Origin of the sequence: Pseudomonas syringae group sp. J248-6 (assembly GCF_032586995.1) — a bacterium.
GTDB lineage: Bacteria > Pseudomonadota > Gammaproteobacteria > Pseudomonadales > Pseudomonadaceae > Aquipseudomonas > Aquipseudomonas amygdali.
Window position 1 is genome coordinate 354,947 of record NZ_JAWHOP010000004.1, and the last position, 16,002, is coordinate 370,948.

Here is a 16,002-nt window from a genome sequence, read left to right on the forward strand (position 1 = left end):
ACCGCTATCGGCCAGGAGCGGTCATCGAGATCTACAGAAGCCGGGGCGACTCACTTTTAAGGTTACCAGGACGTAAGGCCGTCTGAATGGAGCTCATCTATGAGCGGTTACGTTGGACCAACACATGGCTATGAGGCATCCGCGCAGTCAGCCGCACTCGAATGTGGAGTAACGACTTAGGCCTGATCAGCGCCTGTTACGGTCGAGATTTTGAACAGAGCGGCTATATGCCGGCTCTAGCACTGTCAGTCTGCACAGAAACTAGGAATAGAGTTGAATGTACAATCAGATATATGAAGCCATGAAGCGAAGTTGCGGCTACGTCACAATTGTCTTGGATGGCGAGACGATCAGTCAGGGCACCTGTTTTGCGTTCACCCCTGATGGTGAAGTCATTACCGCGGCACATGTTGTGACAGGACGAATGCCGATACAGGTGAAGGACTACACCGATCCCAATGCCAAAATTTTTATCAAATTTTCTGGGCGCCCCGTGCTGGAGTACCTCGTGAAATTTTGCTCCTTGGAGATCTGTGTCGAAGCGTTTTCTGAAAACGTGCAGCTCGACATTGCGGTCCTCGCTCCCAAGGAAACACAATCCGAGGTCTTCAGCTTTCTCCCCGCCAGCCTCTCACCTCCTAGACTGGGGGAAATGGTTTTTCTGTCTGGTTTCTCCGATGACCTCTCGTTACCGTTCAACCTCGATAAAATAGCTAAAAAAGATTTCCCGGGAATGCAGGATTTCCTGAGCGCAATGCAGTCCGGGTACATCGCCGACATGATGGGGCCAATGACCAAACGCGCTGTGGTCGGCAATCATGTGCGAATTCATGCCAGTAACTCAGCACAGGCCATCACTGCCGATTTCAGTTTGTTTTACATGGACAACGGTGTTAACAGCGGCGCGAGTGGTGGACCGATTGTTAATGAGGGGGGAGAGGCCATTGGGGTGATTTCCCAGCGCGCGGTGACCAGCGCGAGCCAATCATCGGCCCCCGGTCTTAAAGTACCAAGTGGAGCGACTATCGGCTTGTCCTTGGAACCGATTGAAACAGTTCGTCAGATCATAGCTCGGCGAGCGTCCACCAAACTGTAACGGTTGAGGATCGGCCTGATTTCAGCCAACAGCAAAGTAATCAGGGGGCCCACAACGTTAGTGGCTCGCGATGCGGCGTCAGCTTCGATATTGCTGGAAATAGTCATTGGTCAGAGCAATTTGGCTAAGGTCCGTTTTTGGCCCATTTCTGCCAGTCACGACAGGCAGAAATCGACCCTGAGCTGTACTTCATAACCGGTAGGATGGCCTTGCGGTCGCTGCGACTAGAGGCTGCGCGAAGTAACCTTTCACACAGTACCTAGATCTCGATCGTCTTGACCTCAGGATCGTAGAAAGCACCTATAAGCTCGCGCGCACCCGCAAGGGGAGACTGCTTGGTAATATCGACGATTGCGCCGATTGCATTGCTTATCAGGGAGCTGTCGCCAGTTTCAATGCCCTTGTCGAGCACCTCGAAGAAGCTATGAATCGTTGTTGCCCGCTCTTCGAAGGTCTTCGCCAAGTACTGCTCCAGAACGGCTCTTTGAGCACCGATCTGTTCTAACTTGACGTCTTTGAATACCGAGATGGCGGCTCTTTTAGTGCCTTCAACTTCTGCGACTTTTTTATATTCCGTCCAAGATGATACTAGCATTTCGAAGGAAGACTGCGCCGCTTGCATGGGAATGTCAGGCGCTTTTTTTATGATAGTTTGAATGTGCTTTTTCATGGTATCAGCTCAGGGTCAATATTCCGGAAATCGTGCCTTTAATGTTCTTGGCGGCGGAACCATCTGCCGCGATGATTGGCACATCAAGTACTTTTTTCAGGCCCGTACCCAACACCACCATTCTCTCGAACGCGGCGCTGTCGCTATCGTCGTTGACTTTGACTGCCTCAAAGCGCTTTACAAGCTCGGTAATGGTTGCAGCCATCTCGGCCGCATTCGTTCTAATCGCCTTCAGTGCTGTTTTCAGAACTTCCATTTCTGCAACAGCAGTTTCGACTTTGGCTTGGTAAGCATGGGCTTTAGTCAAAGCTTCTTCAGCTTTGCTCGCCATCATGAATCCACCGATGGCGAGAGCAGGACCAAGCACAATTCCGCCCAAGGCGATCATGCCGCCGGCCATGCCAAAACCGCCGGCGCTCAATGCGCCTCCGCCAAGCCACGCCAAGGTCGCGTTGGTGGCCGCCGCGCCTGAGAGCCCGGAAATCGCCGCGCCTGTGGAGGCGCTGGCCAATGCCCCTACCGAACCATAGGCCCCGATAGCGGCCAATGCTCCGCCACCTACTCCAGAAGCGAGACCTCTCTCAATCTCCAGAGAGTTCAATACCAGCTTCTCGTAGGCTTTCAATTGCTCTACGGTGAAGTCCTCATTGAAACCTTTCAGGGTGCTTTTAGTGTCCTTTCTTTTTTTAAACGCTTCAACGAGGTATTTAATTTGATGGCTGAATGTGTGGACTTTTAATTTGCCCAGCGCAGTCAGCGCGGCTTGGGTTTCCTCACGAGCACCATCCAGCACTTGTGAAGCTTTTTTAAATTTAGCCTCTGCGTTTTCACCGATCTCTTTGGCCTTGTCAAAGTTGCCAGATGCCTCAACACCTTTGAATACACCGGTTGCTGCCAAAGCAGCGGCCGCGCCCCACAAAATAATTGGAAGTGGCATTTAAACTCTCTCTCGATGTGTTGGAGAATTATTGACTTTGTGTGCATGCTGCGCATCCACGCATGCTTTCAGATTGGCCGCGATATATTCGCTTTTGCTCATATGCGCAGACAGGTTTTGCTCATAGAAATCATCTACCCGACAAATTAATGGGCGGGTTTCATAGATTTTGCAGTTGTGACTGGTGCTGTCAAAATTCACGCAGGTTCCATCCCCACGATCCAGATGTGCATAAGCAATCGCTTTGTTCAGATTTTTGCAGCACAGTCCACATTTTGTACAAAAAAATGCGGCTGAAATTTTGCGTTCGTACGAGGGGACGAGCATGTGTACTTCCAGCAATCCATTGCTCATGGCTCAAGCGCTTCCTGCGAATGTGGCGGGTGATAACGCACTGATCGTCATCGTGTCTATGAATGGTATCTGCTATTCGCTGGAAAACTTTAGTGCCCCTTGCATCCCGGGCGAACACGACACCAGCCTAGAGATCAAAAGGGTCCGAGTTTCCTTGCAGGACTGAGCGACTGCTTCTGGCCGATTGTGTTGAAAAAGTCGGTCCTTCCAGGCTGCGTATGTACTGACTGCTGAAAATGCCTTTTTTGCGCGCATCTACGCGAAATCTGAACCCGGAACTCTCTACTCCAAGCAAAGATTTCAAACTCAGACACGTACTTTTCTGCCGTGAAAACCATGGCCGACTTTTTCAAAAGAATCGGCCGGTTGCTGACCCTCGAAAAAGGCCGCCTCGGGTCTTTAGCTTTGTTTTTTACAGACGTTGTAAGTCTTGTTCTGCTCCATTAACTCAACGCGTTGCCCATAGCCTGTCATCATTACGAGATTGCTTTCGGTGATTCCGGTTGGCTGATAGGCCATTCCTTGGGCATCAAGGTGGCGAACGAAGCCTGCCGCCGTCATCTGATCAATCAGTGTTTTACGTCGAATGACGTCGATAAGCCCTCTGCTGTTGCCGGTAGTCAAAAATACGGGGCGATCAGCTTTCAGTAACCACACCGGCTGTGCGCTGACATCACCCTTGAAAATGTACATGCAGTCGGTTGACGCGCTGGTAATTTCAGCTTGCCGGACGTAGTGGCCGTTCTCATACCCGACCAGTGTGAGTAAGCCGGGTTGGACCAGCGCGAGAGTATCAACTGTGTCCACCCCTTCTTGTTGAACGCCATAGTCAAAATAGGCCCATTTCAGAGGGAGCACGGTCGACGGCAAATACGCCAAGTTGAGATCTTGCCTCATACGGGCCAAATCTTCAGGTGTTCCAAAGGGAACTGGATTGCTGCAAGCTGCTAGAAGCGCGGCGCAGCTTCCAGCGAGGAGCCAGTGCAGGCGTTTCATTTTCACTCTCCGTGTGTCGATGCTGGTGTTGCTAATTGAATGTGGGCGGATGTTATCAGAAACATCGCAGGTTCCATGATTGGAGCATTTCAATTTTGATTGGAGCGGGAAAAGGTCGATGGAGAGAGAAGCCAGCAACACCGGAATTCTAAAGCGCCATCGGTACCTGATACCGGCATTGATGGCTATCGCGTCATTGGGCAGTGCAGTGTTGCGTTTTTCTGGCGACTGGAGCCACTTCTGGGCGGTGCTGCAGTGCAGGCGTGGTTCATGCAAGCGGTCTTCGCTTACCTTCGAGGAGGCCGGATTGCAATTGGACCGTGTAGTTTTTCTAAGGATGCGGCTCCGTTGGGAAGATTGGCACTGGCGGCAACCGCATTTGCTTCTTACCTGTTGGCGTTCGCCTGTGGGTCTGATCATATTGACTCGGTTCATGAACGAAGAGCTTCGGATTGGACAATGCCTACCCGGGAGGATATCGGACGCGCAGGTGAGTGAACGTCAGCAAGTGTCTCAGACGTCCGGGCTTCGCAGCTTTCGCAGAAGTTACCAATGTAGCGGCTGCTATCGACCCAAAGCGGACGTTGTCACTGCACCCCGCGTCTAGTAAAAAGGTCATCTCCAGTTCGAGGCACTGAAACGAATTTATGACTACTGACTATGGTCAACGTGTTTGTAATCGATGCGGCGAATCAATTACTGCTTACTGTCCGTCAATTGAGACGCTAGCGATCATCGGGGTGTTCCACGAGAAGGGTGATCAGGCAGTAGTAGATGAGATAGTCCGCCGAGAAAATATTGATCCGGATGTTGTCTGGGGATATTTCCGCCATCGGATGAGGCCTCTGTGCGAGCAAAAAATTGCCCGCTGCTCATTCTGCGGAGGGCAGTTGAGGACTTGGCGTGCGCGTCAGTGCATACACTGTTTTAAGGAGTGGCACTGACGCACAGTGATTATCGAGCTGAATTTTCAGATTCTGAACTGCATTCTTACAACTTCTGACTTAACGCTATTGGCCGATAGCTGCCATTCAGCACCATCGTGTCCGCTTGGCAAGCCGCACGTCATTGGTACTCTACCCTGGTAATTTCGAGCACGCCGTAAAACGATGTGATTTGCAAGGCTTGATCGGCCAAGTCAAAAATCTCAGGGCGATTTAGGTGACATAAACGTCATTGTGACATTTCCTTAGAAAAACCGGTTTTGCCTGCTCGGAAGGCCCGATTTTCCTAAGTCGGACAACGAGCGCGAAAAGAGCTGTGGACCCTTGTTTACAAGGAGTATAAATAGCGCTGTGTGACATAAGCCGAGAACGACGATGGCCGACACTGCTCTTACCGACCTCCTGAAGCAAAATGGTCCCATGCTTAGCAGCGATTTGTCCAAGTTGCTTGAGACAACGCATGGGTTGAATGCTGAGGCAGCCCGGAAACGGGTCGAGCGTGGCGGCCTTGGCGTTACCCGGCTCAACCACGTCATCTTCCCGCATCGGGCACGCTTCATTTACCTTCAGGAGGAATATGGATCTCCATATTTCTTCGATAACCTGATGGCAGCCTTAAAGAAGACAAGGAGCACATACTTTGCTGCGCTAAAGGCTTTAGAGCTTCGGGGCAACATGATGCCCCGAGCGCATTTTCTCATCGCCTGCGGCGCGCCCGTTGCTCAGAAAAAGCACATTTCCGCAGAAAGCCTGCTGGAGAGACTGGTAAAAGCGACCCTCGTGAAGGAGGTGTTAGTACCAGGTGGGGAGATGTGCGTGGTGAGATGCGATCAGCAACAAATGCTAGATTTGCCATCTGTTTGGGCGAAAATGAAGGGCCGTCTTATTGCTGAAAAGGTGGCACTGTTGGCTGTCAGGGACTGGTCTCGAAATTTGGGAATGGTCAGCTACGACGCTGTGAAAACCCGAGAAGACGAGAGCCTGGAAGCGTTACCTAAGGTCGGAACATTCAATTGGGACTTGGCCGGTCCTTCTTATCTGTTTCCGATGCGGGACTACGTTGAGGCCGTTTTGAAACCAGGCTTCCTTGTCTGCGACCTCGCGCTCAATGGCATTGTTGGCGTTGACCAACTTGCAGGCTTCTTAAACAAATGCGTCACGTTGCGTAGTCTCAAGAAAGTGGGTAAATGCCTTCAGGTGTTCGTCGCTGAAAGGTATTCCGATGAAGCATTCGACCTCCTTAGAGAAAAAGGCATCATACCGGCGACCACCGAAAGCCTTTTTGGCCGCGATGTGGCGCAGGCGCTAAAAAGTCTCTGTGCGGTGCTGACCGACACCGCGAAGCTCATCCAGCATCCGGATGCCCTAGACAAGATCTTTAACGACCTCTCTCGGATTGAAGGCGCCGCATCAACGTTGCGTGGCTGCTTGTTCGAGTTCGCAGTAGCCCAAATCGCAAGGTCCACATTCCTAGGGTATTCCCAAGAGATGAACCGGATCGTCAAAGACAGTATCGGAGCGGAGGCGGAGATCGACGTTTTGGCGCAACGGCCTAATCACGAAGTGGTTTTTATCGAGTGCAAAGGTATACACCCGATTAGCACGCTGGGGGATGAAGAAGTAGAGAAGTGGCTCAGCAAGCGCATTCCGGTGATCAGGGGATTCGTAAAAACGCATTCGGAATGGGCGAGCACCGCTCACCGATTCGAGCTATGGACCACCGGCAAGCTCTCTGAGGCTTCCATTGCGCTGGTCAATGCCGCAAAGGCGAAGAACCCAAAACTCGATATCCAGATACGTGACGCCGACTACGTGCTTGCTGAAGCTGAGGCCAGCAAAGACGTCGGCTTATTGAAGGCCTACAAGCAGCATTTCGTAACGCATCCGATGCGAGAATTTGAGGAAGCTCAGAAGCGCCAACAGCGCAAGGCGGAAAAGGCAAAGGCCAGGTTGAATAGACCATCAATAAAGGCTCCGCCACCTCCGCCTTCAACCCCACCCGCATCGGGTACATACCAAGGATTCATGACTCCCTGATCCCCGGAGCGGCGAGCTTTTGTCGACCCAAACCGGTGGGTCGTGACAGGCGGTAATCGGCCACTGGCGGACGTTCAGCTTCAGATTGCCGTGAGCCAAAAACGAGCAGCTACAATCACTTTAAGAATGACCTACGCCTTTCATCTGTTCACTTTTGTATCTCAACCACCTCCGACTACGCTCATCAACGTCAGCAAGAACTCCAGTCCAGAGGGTTCCTTGACGTACTCGATCGGAAATAAGGATCAGGCCACCCGCTTAGGAAATCTCTCAACGCCAAAAAACTAAGCGCATATGAGTGGTTTGTCTTGGAGTAAAAACCAGCATGTAAGCTTCAGTTTTTTACATTCAGCGTATTAGAGCTAATCCCAACTCATCTACTGTACGAAGCGGCAATCGCTACGATCTGAGTGAAGGTTCCGCGAAATCCACTGAAGTCAACATTGCTGAACGGTGGTGCCCCATTAAAAATATAATCGGCAAACTTATTTTTAGGCAATGCTATGTTTTTCTTTTCCTGCAAGTTGATGACTTGATCATCGTATATCAAGGACTGCTTGCTGACTCTGCAAAATAATTGAGGGTTGTCTTTGTGGCAACCTAAAGAGTCAAACTCATCTTTGGAGTACAATCTCCGACCCTGACTATCGGGGGTGTAGATCTGAGCGTCTTGGTACAGGTGTTCAATGCAAATTAGATCACTTGGATCCCTAAATTCCGGCGTGGGTATTATGAGGCTAAATACGTTGTTAGTGTGGTCCCTATAGTTCCCTGGAGACCCACTCATCTCATTAATTATGGGGCGTTCATCTCGATCAAAAATGCATATTGTAAGATGTCGCTGAAGCGTTTCACAAAGGTTTTCACATAAGGCTTTAAGGCCCGAACTTCCAGTTTTTTTCGAGTTTCTAAAAATTAGATTTAGCCCGGCAAACTCACCACTCCGTTGAAATGCGCGTAAAGCTGCTTGAAAATGCTTCGTATCAGTAACACCCTCGGTGTAAATATGTATCTCGCCTGTGATTGTGCGTGATATTTTCTGTTCGTCTATATGATAGTCGCTGTCTAGCGCCTGTAGGCGTTTCACAAGCGTTAGAAATGTGCCATCTGAATACCCTTTGACATGGCCGACATGAGTTATTTTTCCGCGGAGGACCAATTTCATTTGAGGCGACTCGCCGTCAAATCGATTGCTTTTATCTATTTTACGTTTCCAATAATCTTCCGCTGCTTCGAGCCCATGCTGTTCCCAAGCATAAAGCGCTGCACGAATCGATTTAATAAGTTCCTTAGGCACGTTGGACTTGCGATTTACGACCACTCCGGTAACTAACTGGCGCTCAGACCTTTTGCGCAATATGGTTTTGTCGAGGTTTACTTCAAATCCTGCGTCGATGATTATTTTTTTGAGAGTGTCGCTTAATTCGGCTGAACCGTCTTCGTCGCGGATGGCAATGGATGGCGGAAACTTACTACCATTGTTGGAAATGAATATGTCGTCTGCGTAGCGAGTGTAATAGCACTTATTTAAGGCTGCGAGTTCTTTGAGTTTATAGTCTAGTCCTTTGCATAGAATGTTGCTGATTACTGGGCTGGCTGGTGAGCCTTGGGGTAATCGCTGGCCCTTTGTACATAACAGAGCCGTTGTTTTTGCTGGGGCTTCTGCGAAATTGTACGGACTGCGGCGAAGTATTCCGGCAATTCGAATAAAACTAATTGTGTGAAAAAAATCCTTTAGGTCTAGTCGTAGCAACCAACGCTGGCCGATGTGAGTTGCTGCATGTTCGACAATTCCTCTATCCTTCACATAAGCGAATACGCACGCTCGGGGCTTGTAGTTTTCTTCCAGGATGTCTGCGATTGATTCTTGGATGTCTTTGAGCCCTTTAATAGGGGCTTCAATTAACCTATCGCCTCCATTGCGTTTCTTAATGGTAAACTCTTTGTACTTCTCATCGTCGGCCAAATGATAGGCGTAATAAGTTAGTTTTGCCGTTGTTATACCTAGCAATGCGGCCAACTCTTTGTTGTTTGCCACCTTGCATTTTGGTGCGATGGGAAAAGGAAAAAGAGACGCATCCATTGCAGGTTCATGCTCCTATGGAATTTGGAGGGTAACTCAGGACCCCAACAATCGCGAGAACTTCACGGCGGCGCGACGCGAGAGCGTCAAAGGTAAAAGCACTACAAGCTGAGACGTATGCATCTCAGAAATGCGGGTCCTGAGCCCCAGCACTTATCGTAGCGATGTGACAGCATGCTTTCAATGGATATTTAGGTTGATCCACGCTGTACAAGCTGACATGTTTTGAGACGGTTGCGGTGTAGGCGCGCTGGATCATCCGATGTCTCAATCGTGGCGTGCAATGGCAGATTCTGGCCGATAGCAGCCAGACATAGGATTCAGCTCCGTGATTTTTTCCGACCGACAAGCCTACGTGCTCTATGGCGGCGAGACTGAGACAGCGTTTTGTCCTCGGCGCAATGAGCCAAGCGCGCGGTCAGCGCAACGTCTATAGGAAAGCCATCCTCGAGCCACTTAAGCGCCAGCCCCGACCAATATTCGGAATGCGACGACAAGGCTGTTATCACCAGTGGCTGCAACGCTATGTCGGCTGGTAGGGTATATTTTTTGCTAAGTGCTCTTATCGCATCTGGCAAATCGAGTGCAGCTGTTTCGAAGGGTTTCTCAAGCAGCGGCAATAGCCAGACATAGCTGAATTCTTCGTTCATCTCCTCCCTCCACGATTGCTAACGGCCTTCTTTTGCCTCTCGCCAATGGCCGTGGTATCCGGTTGCGCCGAAAACGGATTTTCTGGAGGCTAAGGTTTATTCGGGTCGTGAGTCTAGGCGTCCATGGCCGTAGTAATTCATGAATTCGCGCATCGTCGGTGAAAGCGTCTCTTGTGAAGCAATCTGCCAGAATTTTCTTTCTCCAAGAACCGGCTGTAACCGCTTGATGAGTTCCTGTGCCGTATTGTGATGGCCAGCACGCAGCCAGTACCTGAACATGTACTCATTTTCCTGCGTTGGTAGCTGTGCAGCTTGGAGCAGTCTGAGTGAGTACCGGAAGTTCAGTGGCCATAATTGCTTTAGAAAAACGAGCCTGTCAGCGATTGGAAGGCCCACTAACCACTGCCTCACATCCTTATCCACCTGAGCATTACCAGATCGCGACGCCACCTGCTCCGGTTTGAAACGAGAGTCGTCCATGATGTGCAAAGCCTAAAAATCTAAGGGAAGGTCATATTCTGTCGTAAGCACAGGAATAATGAGTAGCTTATTTTCATGTCCCTTTCTGCTCCTGGCAGAAAGCTGCTTTTTCTCAAGGGCAGCTTTCGATCCAAAGCTGATATTGCCTGTAGCTGAAGTTTACCGGCCATGAGTCAGTATCGCAGTCATGGAATTGATATGGCCTTCCGGCTGATTTCTTTCTCGGTTTACAGATTCCCTGAAGCCTCCCAGCGCAAGATAAATATGCAAATACCCGGAGTGTAGGGAGCCTGGTGCAAAGCCGAAATGACAGCTCATTCGCATCCCGCTCAAACCCGACTGAACTGTGAAGCCCCCACGGGGACTGAACTTAACACCCCTTTAAGGAGCCAGCCCCATGAACAGCGATCAACTCAATCAACACGACGCCGAGCGCCTTCACCAGCGAGTGGCGGCCGAACTGGGCATTACTGCCGAAGAGTTGACCACCTGGATGATCAACGATATCGAACGCGTTACCGAAGGCGGCAAGGACGTCGGGCACATGGTGGTCTTTCGCGAGTCGACCCCTGCGGAGGTTCTCGACAAGGTTCAGCACAAGCAAAGCCATTTCACGGCCATGACTGGCGTGATTGATCTGAGCTAAGTGCAGCGGGCTTTGATGTTCAAAGCCCGCAGACTCAATAGCCCGCCCCCGTACCCGCGCCTGTCACGATCGCAATCCCGGAACTGGTGCCCAGGCGTGTTGCGCCGGCTTCAATCATCGCTCTGGCCGTGGCTACGTCACGCACTCCGCCAGACGCCTTGACGCCGATGTCAGGGCCGACCACCCGGCGCATCAGCGCCACATCCTCGAGCGTCGCGCCACTGCGGCTGAAACCGGTGGAGGTCTTGACGAATGCCACGCCCAGCTCGCGGCAGATCTCGCAGGCGCGGACCTTTTGCGCCTCATCGAGCAGGCAGGTTTCCAGGATCACTTTGAGCGGTACCTTGCCACAGGCCTGTAGCACCGCGGCGATATCATCGCGGACCTCATCGAACAGGCCGTCCTTGAGCCAGCCGATGTTCAGCACCATGTCGATTTCCTGAGCTCCTGCGGCGATCGTCAGGGCTGCTTCCGACGCTTTGCTGGCACTCAGCCCGGCGCCCAGCGGAAAGCCCACCACCGCACAGACTTTCACGGCAGCCCCGGCCAGTTGTCGAGCGGCAAAAGGCACCTGGCTGGAGTTCACGCACACCGAGTAGAAGCCGTGTTCCCGGGCTTCGGCGCAAAGTGTGGCAATCTGCTCTCGGCTGGCATCCGCGGCCAGCAAGGTGTGATCGATGGCTTGGGCCAGTGCAGCGGGTTCGAGTGAATTCATCAAAGTATTCCTGTCATCATTAAAAACACTTGGGTGGATACCCGTAAGTTATAAAATTAACACTTGGTGTTACTCTAGCGACACCAACAACGGATTGCCGGGATGCCCGTGGACGTCAAGAAAACCGACCGCATCAAACAGATTCAACAGGCCCTTCAGGATCAGAAAGCCATCCATCTGCGGGAGATGGCGGCGCTGCTCGAGGTGTCCGAAATGACCTTGCGTCGCGACCTCAGCCGGCACCCCGGGCAGTTAAGGCTGCTGGGCGGCTACATCACCCGCGCCCACAATGATCCTGAACCGGGGGATTACCGGGTCAGCGAGCAGGACACCCGCCATGTCGAGGAGAAGCGCCGCATCGGCAAGCTGGCCGCTGCTTTCATCAGTCCTGGCGACACGGTTTTTTTCGACTGTGGCACGACGATTCCCTTCGTGGTCGACTTCATTCCCGACGAGCTGGAGTTCACCGCGGTGTGCAACTCGCTCAACGTGCTGCTCAAGCTGCAGCAGAAACCCAACTGCAGCATCGTCCTGTGCGGCGGTGTATTCCACCGCAAGAACCAGGTGTTCGAGAGCCACGCCGAAACCAGCATCCTTGATGGCGTGCGCCTGACCTGGGCCTTTGTTTCGGCGGCCGGGGTCAGCCTGGATTGCGGCGTCACCTGCTTCAATTTTCACGAGGTGGAGGTCAAGCAGAAGGTCATGCGCCAGGCCCGGCAAAGTCTGTTGCTGGCCGATCATTCCAAATTCGATGCCGTACGCACTGCGCATTTCGGTGCCTTGAGCGATTTCCATTGCGTGGTCAGCGATAAGAAAATCCCGCGTAGCTACCGCGAGGCCATCGAGGCTGGCGGGGCGCAGCTTGTAATCTAGAGGCATCACGGTTGCAGCGCCCGGCGTTCGGCTGCGTTCAGGTAACCGGTGGTCACGCTGAACTCGGCGCTGGCACCGGGCGCGAGGCTGCGCACGTTGCCTTTGGCGAGTTCAGCGCGGTAGCCCTCCGGTTCGCAGGTGGCGGGCAAGACGAAGGCCGCCACCTGCTGATCGGTGTTATGCAGGATCCAGCGCGCGGCATGTTCAAATTGCCGGGGGCTGTAGCGGGTGTAGAACGCCGCGCCGTCGGGATGATCCAGGAAGAAGTGCGCCTGTCCCTGGGCGTCGCTGCGCACGTCGTCGAAGAAGCAGACGATCTCTGGGTCATACAGCGCGGGCGAGTCGAGCACCTTGAGGCGAGCCGGGTCCTGGCTGAGTTCGGCGATATAGGCGCTCCAGGTCGGCGTCGGCCGCACATGGGCCGGCACGCTGGTGCGCACCCTTGTACGCTCGCAGCCAAGCGGCTGGGTGAGGAGGGCGTCTTCGACGTAGGCGTAGTTCATGTGCGCCATGTACATCAGGTCCATGGGCTTGCCGGCCAGGTTGACCACCTGCATGCCGATCTCGAACAGCCCGCTGGCCGGGCGCAGGGTCACGCTCGGGCTGGCCCGGTAATGGTCGCCGAAGCCCTGCACATATTCACAGGTGCCGCCGAGGCGCAGATAAGCGCCGTGCTCGTCTTCGCCTGCTTGCAGCCAGGCATCGTCCATCGGTGCGCAGGGCATTTCGCCGTGCAGCGCATGATCATCCTCGGGCCCCGGGCAACCGTTGCGCAGCAGGCCGCTGTGAAACATGAAACAGCCGTAGGTGCCGATCACGCTGGCACTGGGCCGCGGCTGGGTGAACATATTGAGCATGGTCAAATCAACGCCGTCGAATTCGGCCGACCAGATCATTTGCCCTTGCCAGGGCAGGATCACCAGCTTGCCGCGGCTGTTTTCGAGTGACAGCGCCTTGACCCCGCTGGGGTAGGTCCAGGCACGCACGCTGAAATTCGCGGATTCGAGCAGCAGCCGGCTGGCCTGGTCCCAGAGCTGTGGGTAGAGCGGCAGGCGCAACGTTTCGCTACTCATTGCGCCACCGCCGTGGCCGAGCCACCCAGTACCGGTTGCGGCTGACGCATGCAGTGCACTGCGTACATCACGATGACCACGAAGCACAGCAGCGGCACGCTATAGGCAATCTGCATGTTGCCGCCATTGGCATCGCTGAGCAGGCCCTGGAAGATCGGCATCACGCCACCGCCGACGATGCTCATCACCAGCAACGAGCCGCCGACACCGGTGTCCTCGCCGAGCCCATCAATGGTCAGGCCATAGATGGTCGGCCAGCAAGGCCCGAGAAACACGCTGACCCCCACGGCGGCATACACCGCGGTGATGTTCGGCACCAGAATGGTGTAGGCCAGCAGCACGATGCACAGCACGCCATACACCGCGAGAACTTTGGCCGGGTGCATTTTGCGCATCAGCAGGTTGGCGATCATCTTGCCGATAAAATAGGCGGCAAAGGTGGTCAGCAGGAACCACGAGGCACTGCGCTCGTTCATGCCGCCCATTTGCATGGCCAGGCGAATAGTGAAGCTCCACACCCCGACCTGCGCGCCGACGTAGAGGAACTGCGCCAGTACACCGAAGCAGAAGCGTGGATTGCGTCGCAGACGGCCAAGGCTCTGACCGATGCTCGTCCGCGGTTCGCTGATGGTGCCGTTGCCCTTGCACGCGGGGAAGCGGGTGATGGCGATCAGAATGAACATCAATATGAGTACTGCGATCATCCATTTGTACGGCAGCAGGGTCGACTGAATCATTTGCAATTGCTGCGCCGCTGCCTCACTGGCGCTCATCTGGGCCAGCTGTTCGCTGGTGGCGTCGGTGTCCTTGAACATCACGAAACTGCCGACGTACACGCCGGTCATGGCGCCGAACGGGTGGAAGGTCTGCGAGATGTTCAGGCGTCGTGTGCCGGTTTCCCGCGGCCCCATCAGTGTCGAATAGGTGTTGCACGCGGTCTCGAGAAACGACAGGCCGGCGGCGATGACGAACAGCGCCATCAGGAACATGCCGTACTTGGCGGTCGACGCCGCCGGAAAGAACAGGGCGCAGCCAAACAGGTACAGCATCAGGCCGATGAGGATGGTGGTCTTGTAGCTGAAGCGGCGCACCACCAGTGCCGCCGGAATGGCGACGAAAAAGTAGCCCAGGTAGAACGCCGACTGGACGAAAGCGGTCTGGAAATCGCTGAGCATGAAGGCTTTCTTGAAGTGCGCGATCAGCACGTCGTTCATGCTCGCGGCCGCCGCCCAAAGGGCGAAGATACTGCAGAGCAGGAGGAAGGCGAACCACGGCGTGCGGTTCAGGTAGAACCCGTCCGGGGTTTGTTGCAGCGCAGGCTTATTCATTATTGTTCTCCGCGAGATGCTGGTGAGTGTCAGTTGGCCGATGCATCGAGGAATCGCGCAAACGTGGACGCATCGGGGTAAGAAGATTGAGTGCCGAGGCCGGTGACCGAGCAGGCGGAGTAGGCCACCGCCTGCTGCATGGCCTGGCGAATATTGCCGTCCTGGCTCCAGTGTCGGGCGAAGCAGCCAATGAAGGCGTCACCGGCACCGGTGGTGTCACGCGCCTGAACCTTGACCCCTGGCACCTGCCATTCGCCTTCGTTGCCGACGTACAACGCCCCTTGTTCGCCCAGGGTGACGATGACGTGGCGCACGCCAAGCGCGACCAATTGGCGTGCAGCCTGAGCCGCTTCCTCGGCGCACGTCACCGGCTGGCCGCTGATCAGTGCCAGCTCGCTCTCGTTGGGGATCAGGAAATCCAGCTGCGCCAAGTGCTCGCGGCTCAGGCCCGCCAAGGCCGGGGCGGGGTTGAGCAGCACCGGGATGGCATGCCGGTGAGCGAAGGCGATGGCGTGGTAGACGGTCGCCAGCTCGACTTCCAGTTGCAGCACAATCAACGCGCAATCGTGCAGCTGCGCCTCGGCGCGGTCGATATCGGCCGGGCTCAGGTGGGCATTGGCGCCTTTGACGATGAGGATGCTGTTGTGGGAGTTCTCCTGGACGAAGATCGGCGCCACGCCGCTCGACACGCCCGGCACCCGTTCGACAAAGCGCGTATCAATGCCCAGCCGTTGAAAATTGGCCAGGGTGGTATCGGCAAAAGCATCGTCGCCGACCTTGCTGAGCATCAATACGTCGGCACCCAGCAGCGCCGCGGCCGCGGCCTGGTTGGCGCCCTTGCCACCGCAGCCCATGGCAAACCGCGGTGCTTCGAGCGTTTCGCCCTGGGCGGGCATGCGTTCGATGTAAGTGATCAGGTCGACCATGTTGCTGCCGATGACTGCAATCTTGCTCATTGTTATTTTGACCTCAACAGCGCCGACGGAAGCTTCGGCGGCTTTTATTTTTGTTATTTAAATAACATTTTCTGTGAGGATTCAATCTTTATTTTTTGATCTGAGCGTGCGCTATCAAAACGCCTGCAGGGCGTTTTGGTGGCCGTTCCGGATCGGAGAAAGGG

At 54.0% G+C, this 16,002-nt stretch carries 15 protein-coding genes; 4 read left to right on the forward strand and 11 right to left on the reverse strand.

From position 1 onward, the window contains the following. The first annotated feature begins 277 nt into the window (after nucleotides 1-277). A complete protein-coding gene (locus RYC17_RS08020; protein ID WP_057431894.1) occupies nucleotides 278-1,096 on the forward strand; it encodes a serine protease in 819 nt (272 codons plus the stop codon). Nucleotides 1,097-1,355: 259 nt separating this feature from the next. Here the strand turns inward: RYC17_RS08020 and RYC17_RS08025 are convergent, their stop codons facing one another. From RYC17_RS08025 to RYC17_RS08040, 4 genes are all read right to left on the reverse strand, one after another. Continuing rightward, the gene (locus RYC17_RS08025; RefSeq protein ID WP_058402011.1) at nucleotides 1,356-1,766 is read right to left on the reverse strand and encodes a hypothetical protein; all 411 of its coding nucleotides are present in this window, start codon (nucleotides 1,764-1,766) and stop codon (nucleotides 1,356-1,358) included. 4 nt (nucleotides 1,767-1,770) lie between these two features. Next, nucleotides 1,771-2,703 carry a hypothetical protein gene (locus tag RYC17_RS08030; protein WP_058402012.1) on the reverse strand — a complete coding sequence of 311 codons (933 nt, stop codon included), beginning with the start codon at nucleotides 2,701-2,703 and terminating at the stop codon, nucleotides 1,771-1,773. Then, the gene (locus RYC17_RS08035; RefSeq protein ID WP_227449355.1) at nucleotides 2,704-3,057 is read right to left on the reverse strand and encodes a YkgJ family cysteine cluster protein; all 354 of its coding nucleotides are present in this window, start codon (nucleotides 3,055-3,057) and stop codon (nucleotides 2,704-2,706) included. Nucleotides 3,058-3,456: 399 nt separating this feature from the next. Then, the gene (locus tag RYC17_RS08040) at nucleotides 3,457-4,329 is read right to left on the reverse strand and encodes a hypothetical protein (RefSeq protein WP_227449354.1); all 873 of its coding nucleotides are present in this window, start codon (nucleotides 4,327-4,329) and stop codon (nucleotides 3,457-3,459) included. Between the two features lie 1,043 nt (nucleotides 4,330-5,372). Between RYC17_RS08040 and RYC17_RS08045 the strand changes: the two genes are divergently transcribed. Continuing rightward, entirely contained in the window at nucleotides 5,373-7,034 is a 1,662-nt protein-coding gene (locus RYC17_RS08045) for a hypothetical protein (protein WP_058402014.1), read from the forward strand. Nucleotides 7,035-7,407: 373 nt separating this feature from the next. On the opposite strand, the gene RYC17_RS08050 is transcribed toward RYC17_RS08045, so the two are convergent. The 3 genes from RYC17_RS08050 to RYC17_RS08060 all read right to left on the reverse strand — a co-directional run bounded on the left by RYC17_RS08050 (nucleotide 7,408) and on the right by RYC17_RS08060 (nucleotide 10,247). After that, the gene (locus RYC17_RS08050) at nucleotides 7,408-9,117 is read right to left on the reverse strand and encodes a reverse transcriptase domain-containing protein (RefSeq protein ID WP_058402015.1); all 1,710 of its coding nucleotides are present in this window, start codon (nucleotides 9,115-9,117) and stop codon (nucleotides 7,408-7,410) included. A gap of 320 nt (nucleotides 9,118-9,437) precedes the next feature. Next, the gene (locus RYC17_RS08055) at nucleotides 9,438-9,767 is read right to left on the reverse strand and encodes a hypothetical protein (RefSeq protein WP_058402016.1); all 330 of its coding nucleotides are present in this window, start codon (nucleotides 9,765-9,767) and stop codon (nucleotides 9,438-9,440) included. A gap of 96 nt (nucleotides 9,768-9,863) precedes the next feature. Continuing rightward, complete coding sequence (locus tag RYC17_RS08060; RefSeq protein WP_058402017.1) at nucleotides 9,864-10,247, reverse strand: hypothetical protein; 384 nt, start codon at nucleotides 10,245-10,247, stop codon at nucleotides 9,864-9,866. Nucleotides 10,248-10,644: 397 nt separating this feature from the next. Here RYC17_RS08060 and RYC17_RS08065 point away from each other — a divergent pair, with 397 nt between their 5' ends. Further along, nucleotides 10,645-10,893, forward strand: coding sequence for a hypothetical protein (locus tag RYC17_RS08065; protein ID WP_003436658.1), 249 nt, complete (start codon nucleotides 10,645-10,647; stop codon nucleotides 10,891-10,893). Nucleotides 10,894-10,927: 34 nt separating this feature from the next. On the opposite strand, the gene deoC is transcribed toward RYC17_RS08065, so the two are convergent. Further along, the gene (deoC, locus tag RYC17_RS08070) at nucleotides 10,928-11,608 is read right to left on the reverse strand and encodes a deoxyribose-phosphate aldolase (RefSeq protein WP_044317585.1); all 681 of its coding nucleotides are present in this window, start codon (nucleotides 11,606-11,608) and stop codon (nucleotides 10,928-10,930) included. 102 nt (nucleotides 11,609-11,710) lie between these two features. On the opposite strand from deoC, the gene deoR reads away from it, so the two are divergent. Further along, nucleotides 11,711-12,481, forward strand: coding sequence for a DNA-binding transcriptional repressor DeoR (gene deoR, locus RYC17_RS08075; protein ID WP_058402018.1), 771 nt, complete (start codon nucleotides 11,711-11,713; stop codon nucleotides 12,479-12,481). Between the two features lie 5 nt (nucleotides 12,482-12,486). Here deoR and RYC17_RS08080 read toward each other — a convergent pair whose 3' ends face one another. From RYC17_RS08080 to rbsK, 3 genes are read right to left on the reverse strand one after another with little or no spacing between them, the layout of a single operon-like run. Further along, entirely contained in the window at nucleotides 12,487-13,554 is a 1,068-nt protein-coding gene (locus tag RYC17_RS08080; RefSeq protein ID WP_122258219.1) for an aldose 1-epimerase family protein, read from the reverse strand. After that, nucleotides 13,551-14,882 (reverse strand): L-fucose:H+ symporter permease, encoded by a 1,332-nt coding sequence (gene fucP, locus RYC17_RS08085; protein ID WP_058402020.1) that lies wholly within the window; start codon nucleotides 14,880-14,882, stop codon nucleotides 13,551-13,553. Before fucP ends, RYC17_RS08080 begins: the two co-directional genes overlap by 4 nt. Before the next feature lie 29 nt (nucleotides 14,883-14,911). Further along, on the reverse strand, nucleotides 14,912-15,838 hold the full coding sequence (gene rbsK / locus RYC17_RS08090) for a ribokinase (protein ID WP_058402021.1): 927 nt from the start codon (nucleotides 15,836-15,838) through the stop codon (nucleotides 14,912-14,914). Between the last annotated feature and the right edge of the window lie 164 nt (nucleotides 15,839-16,002).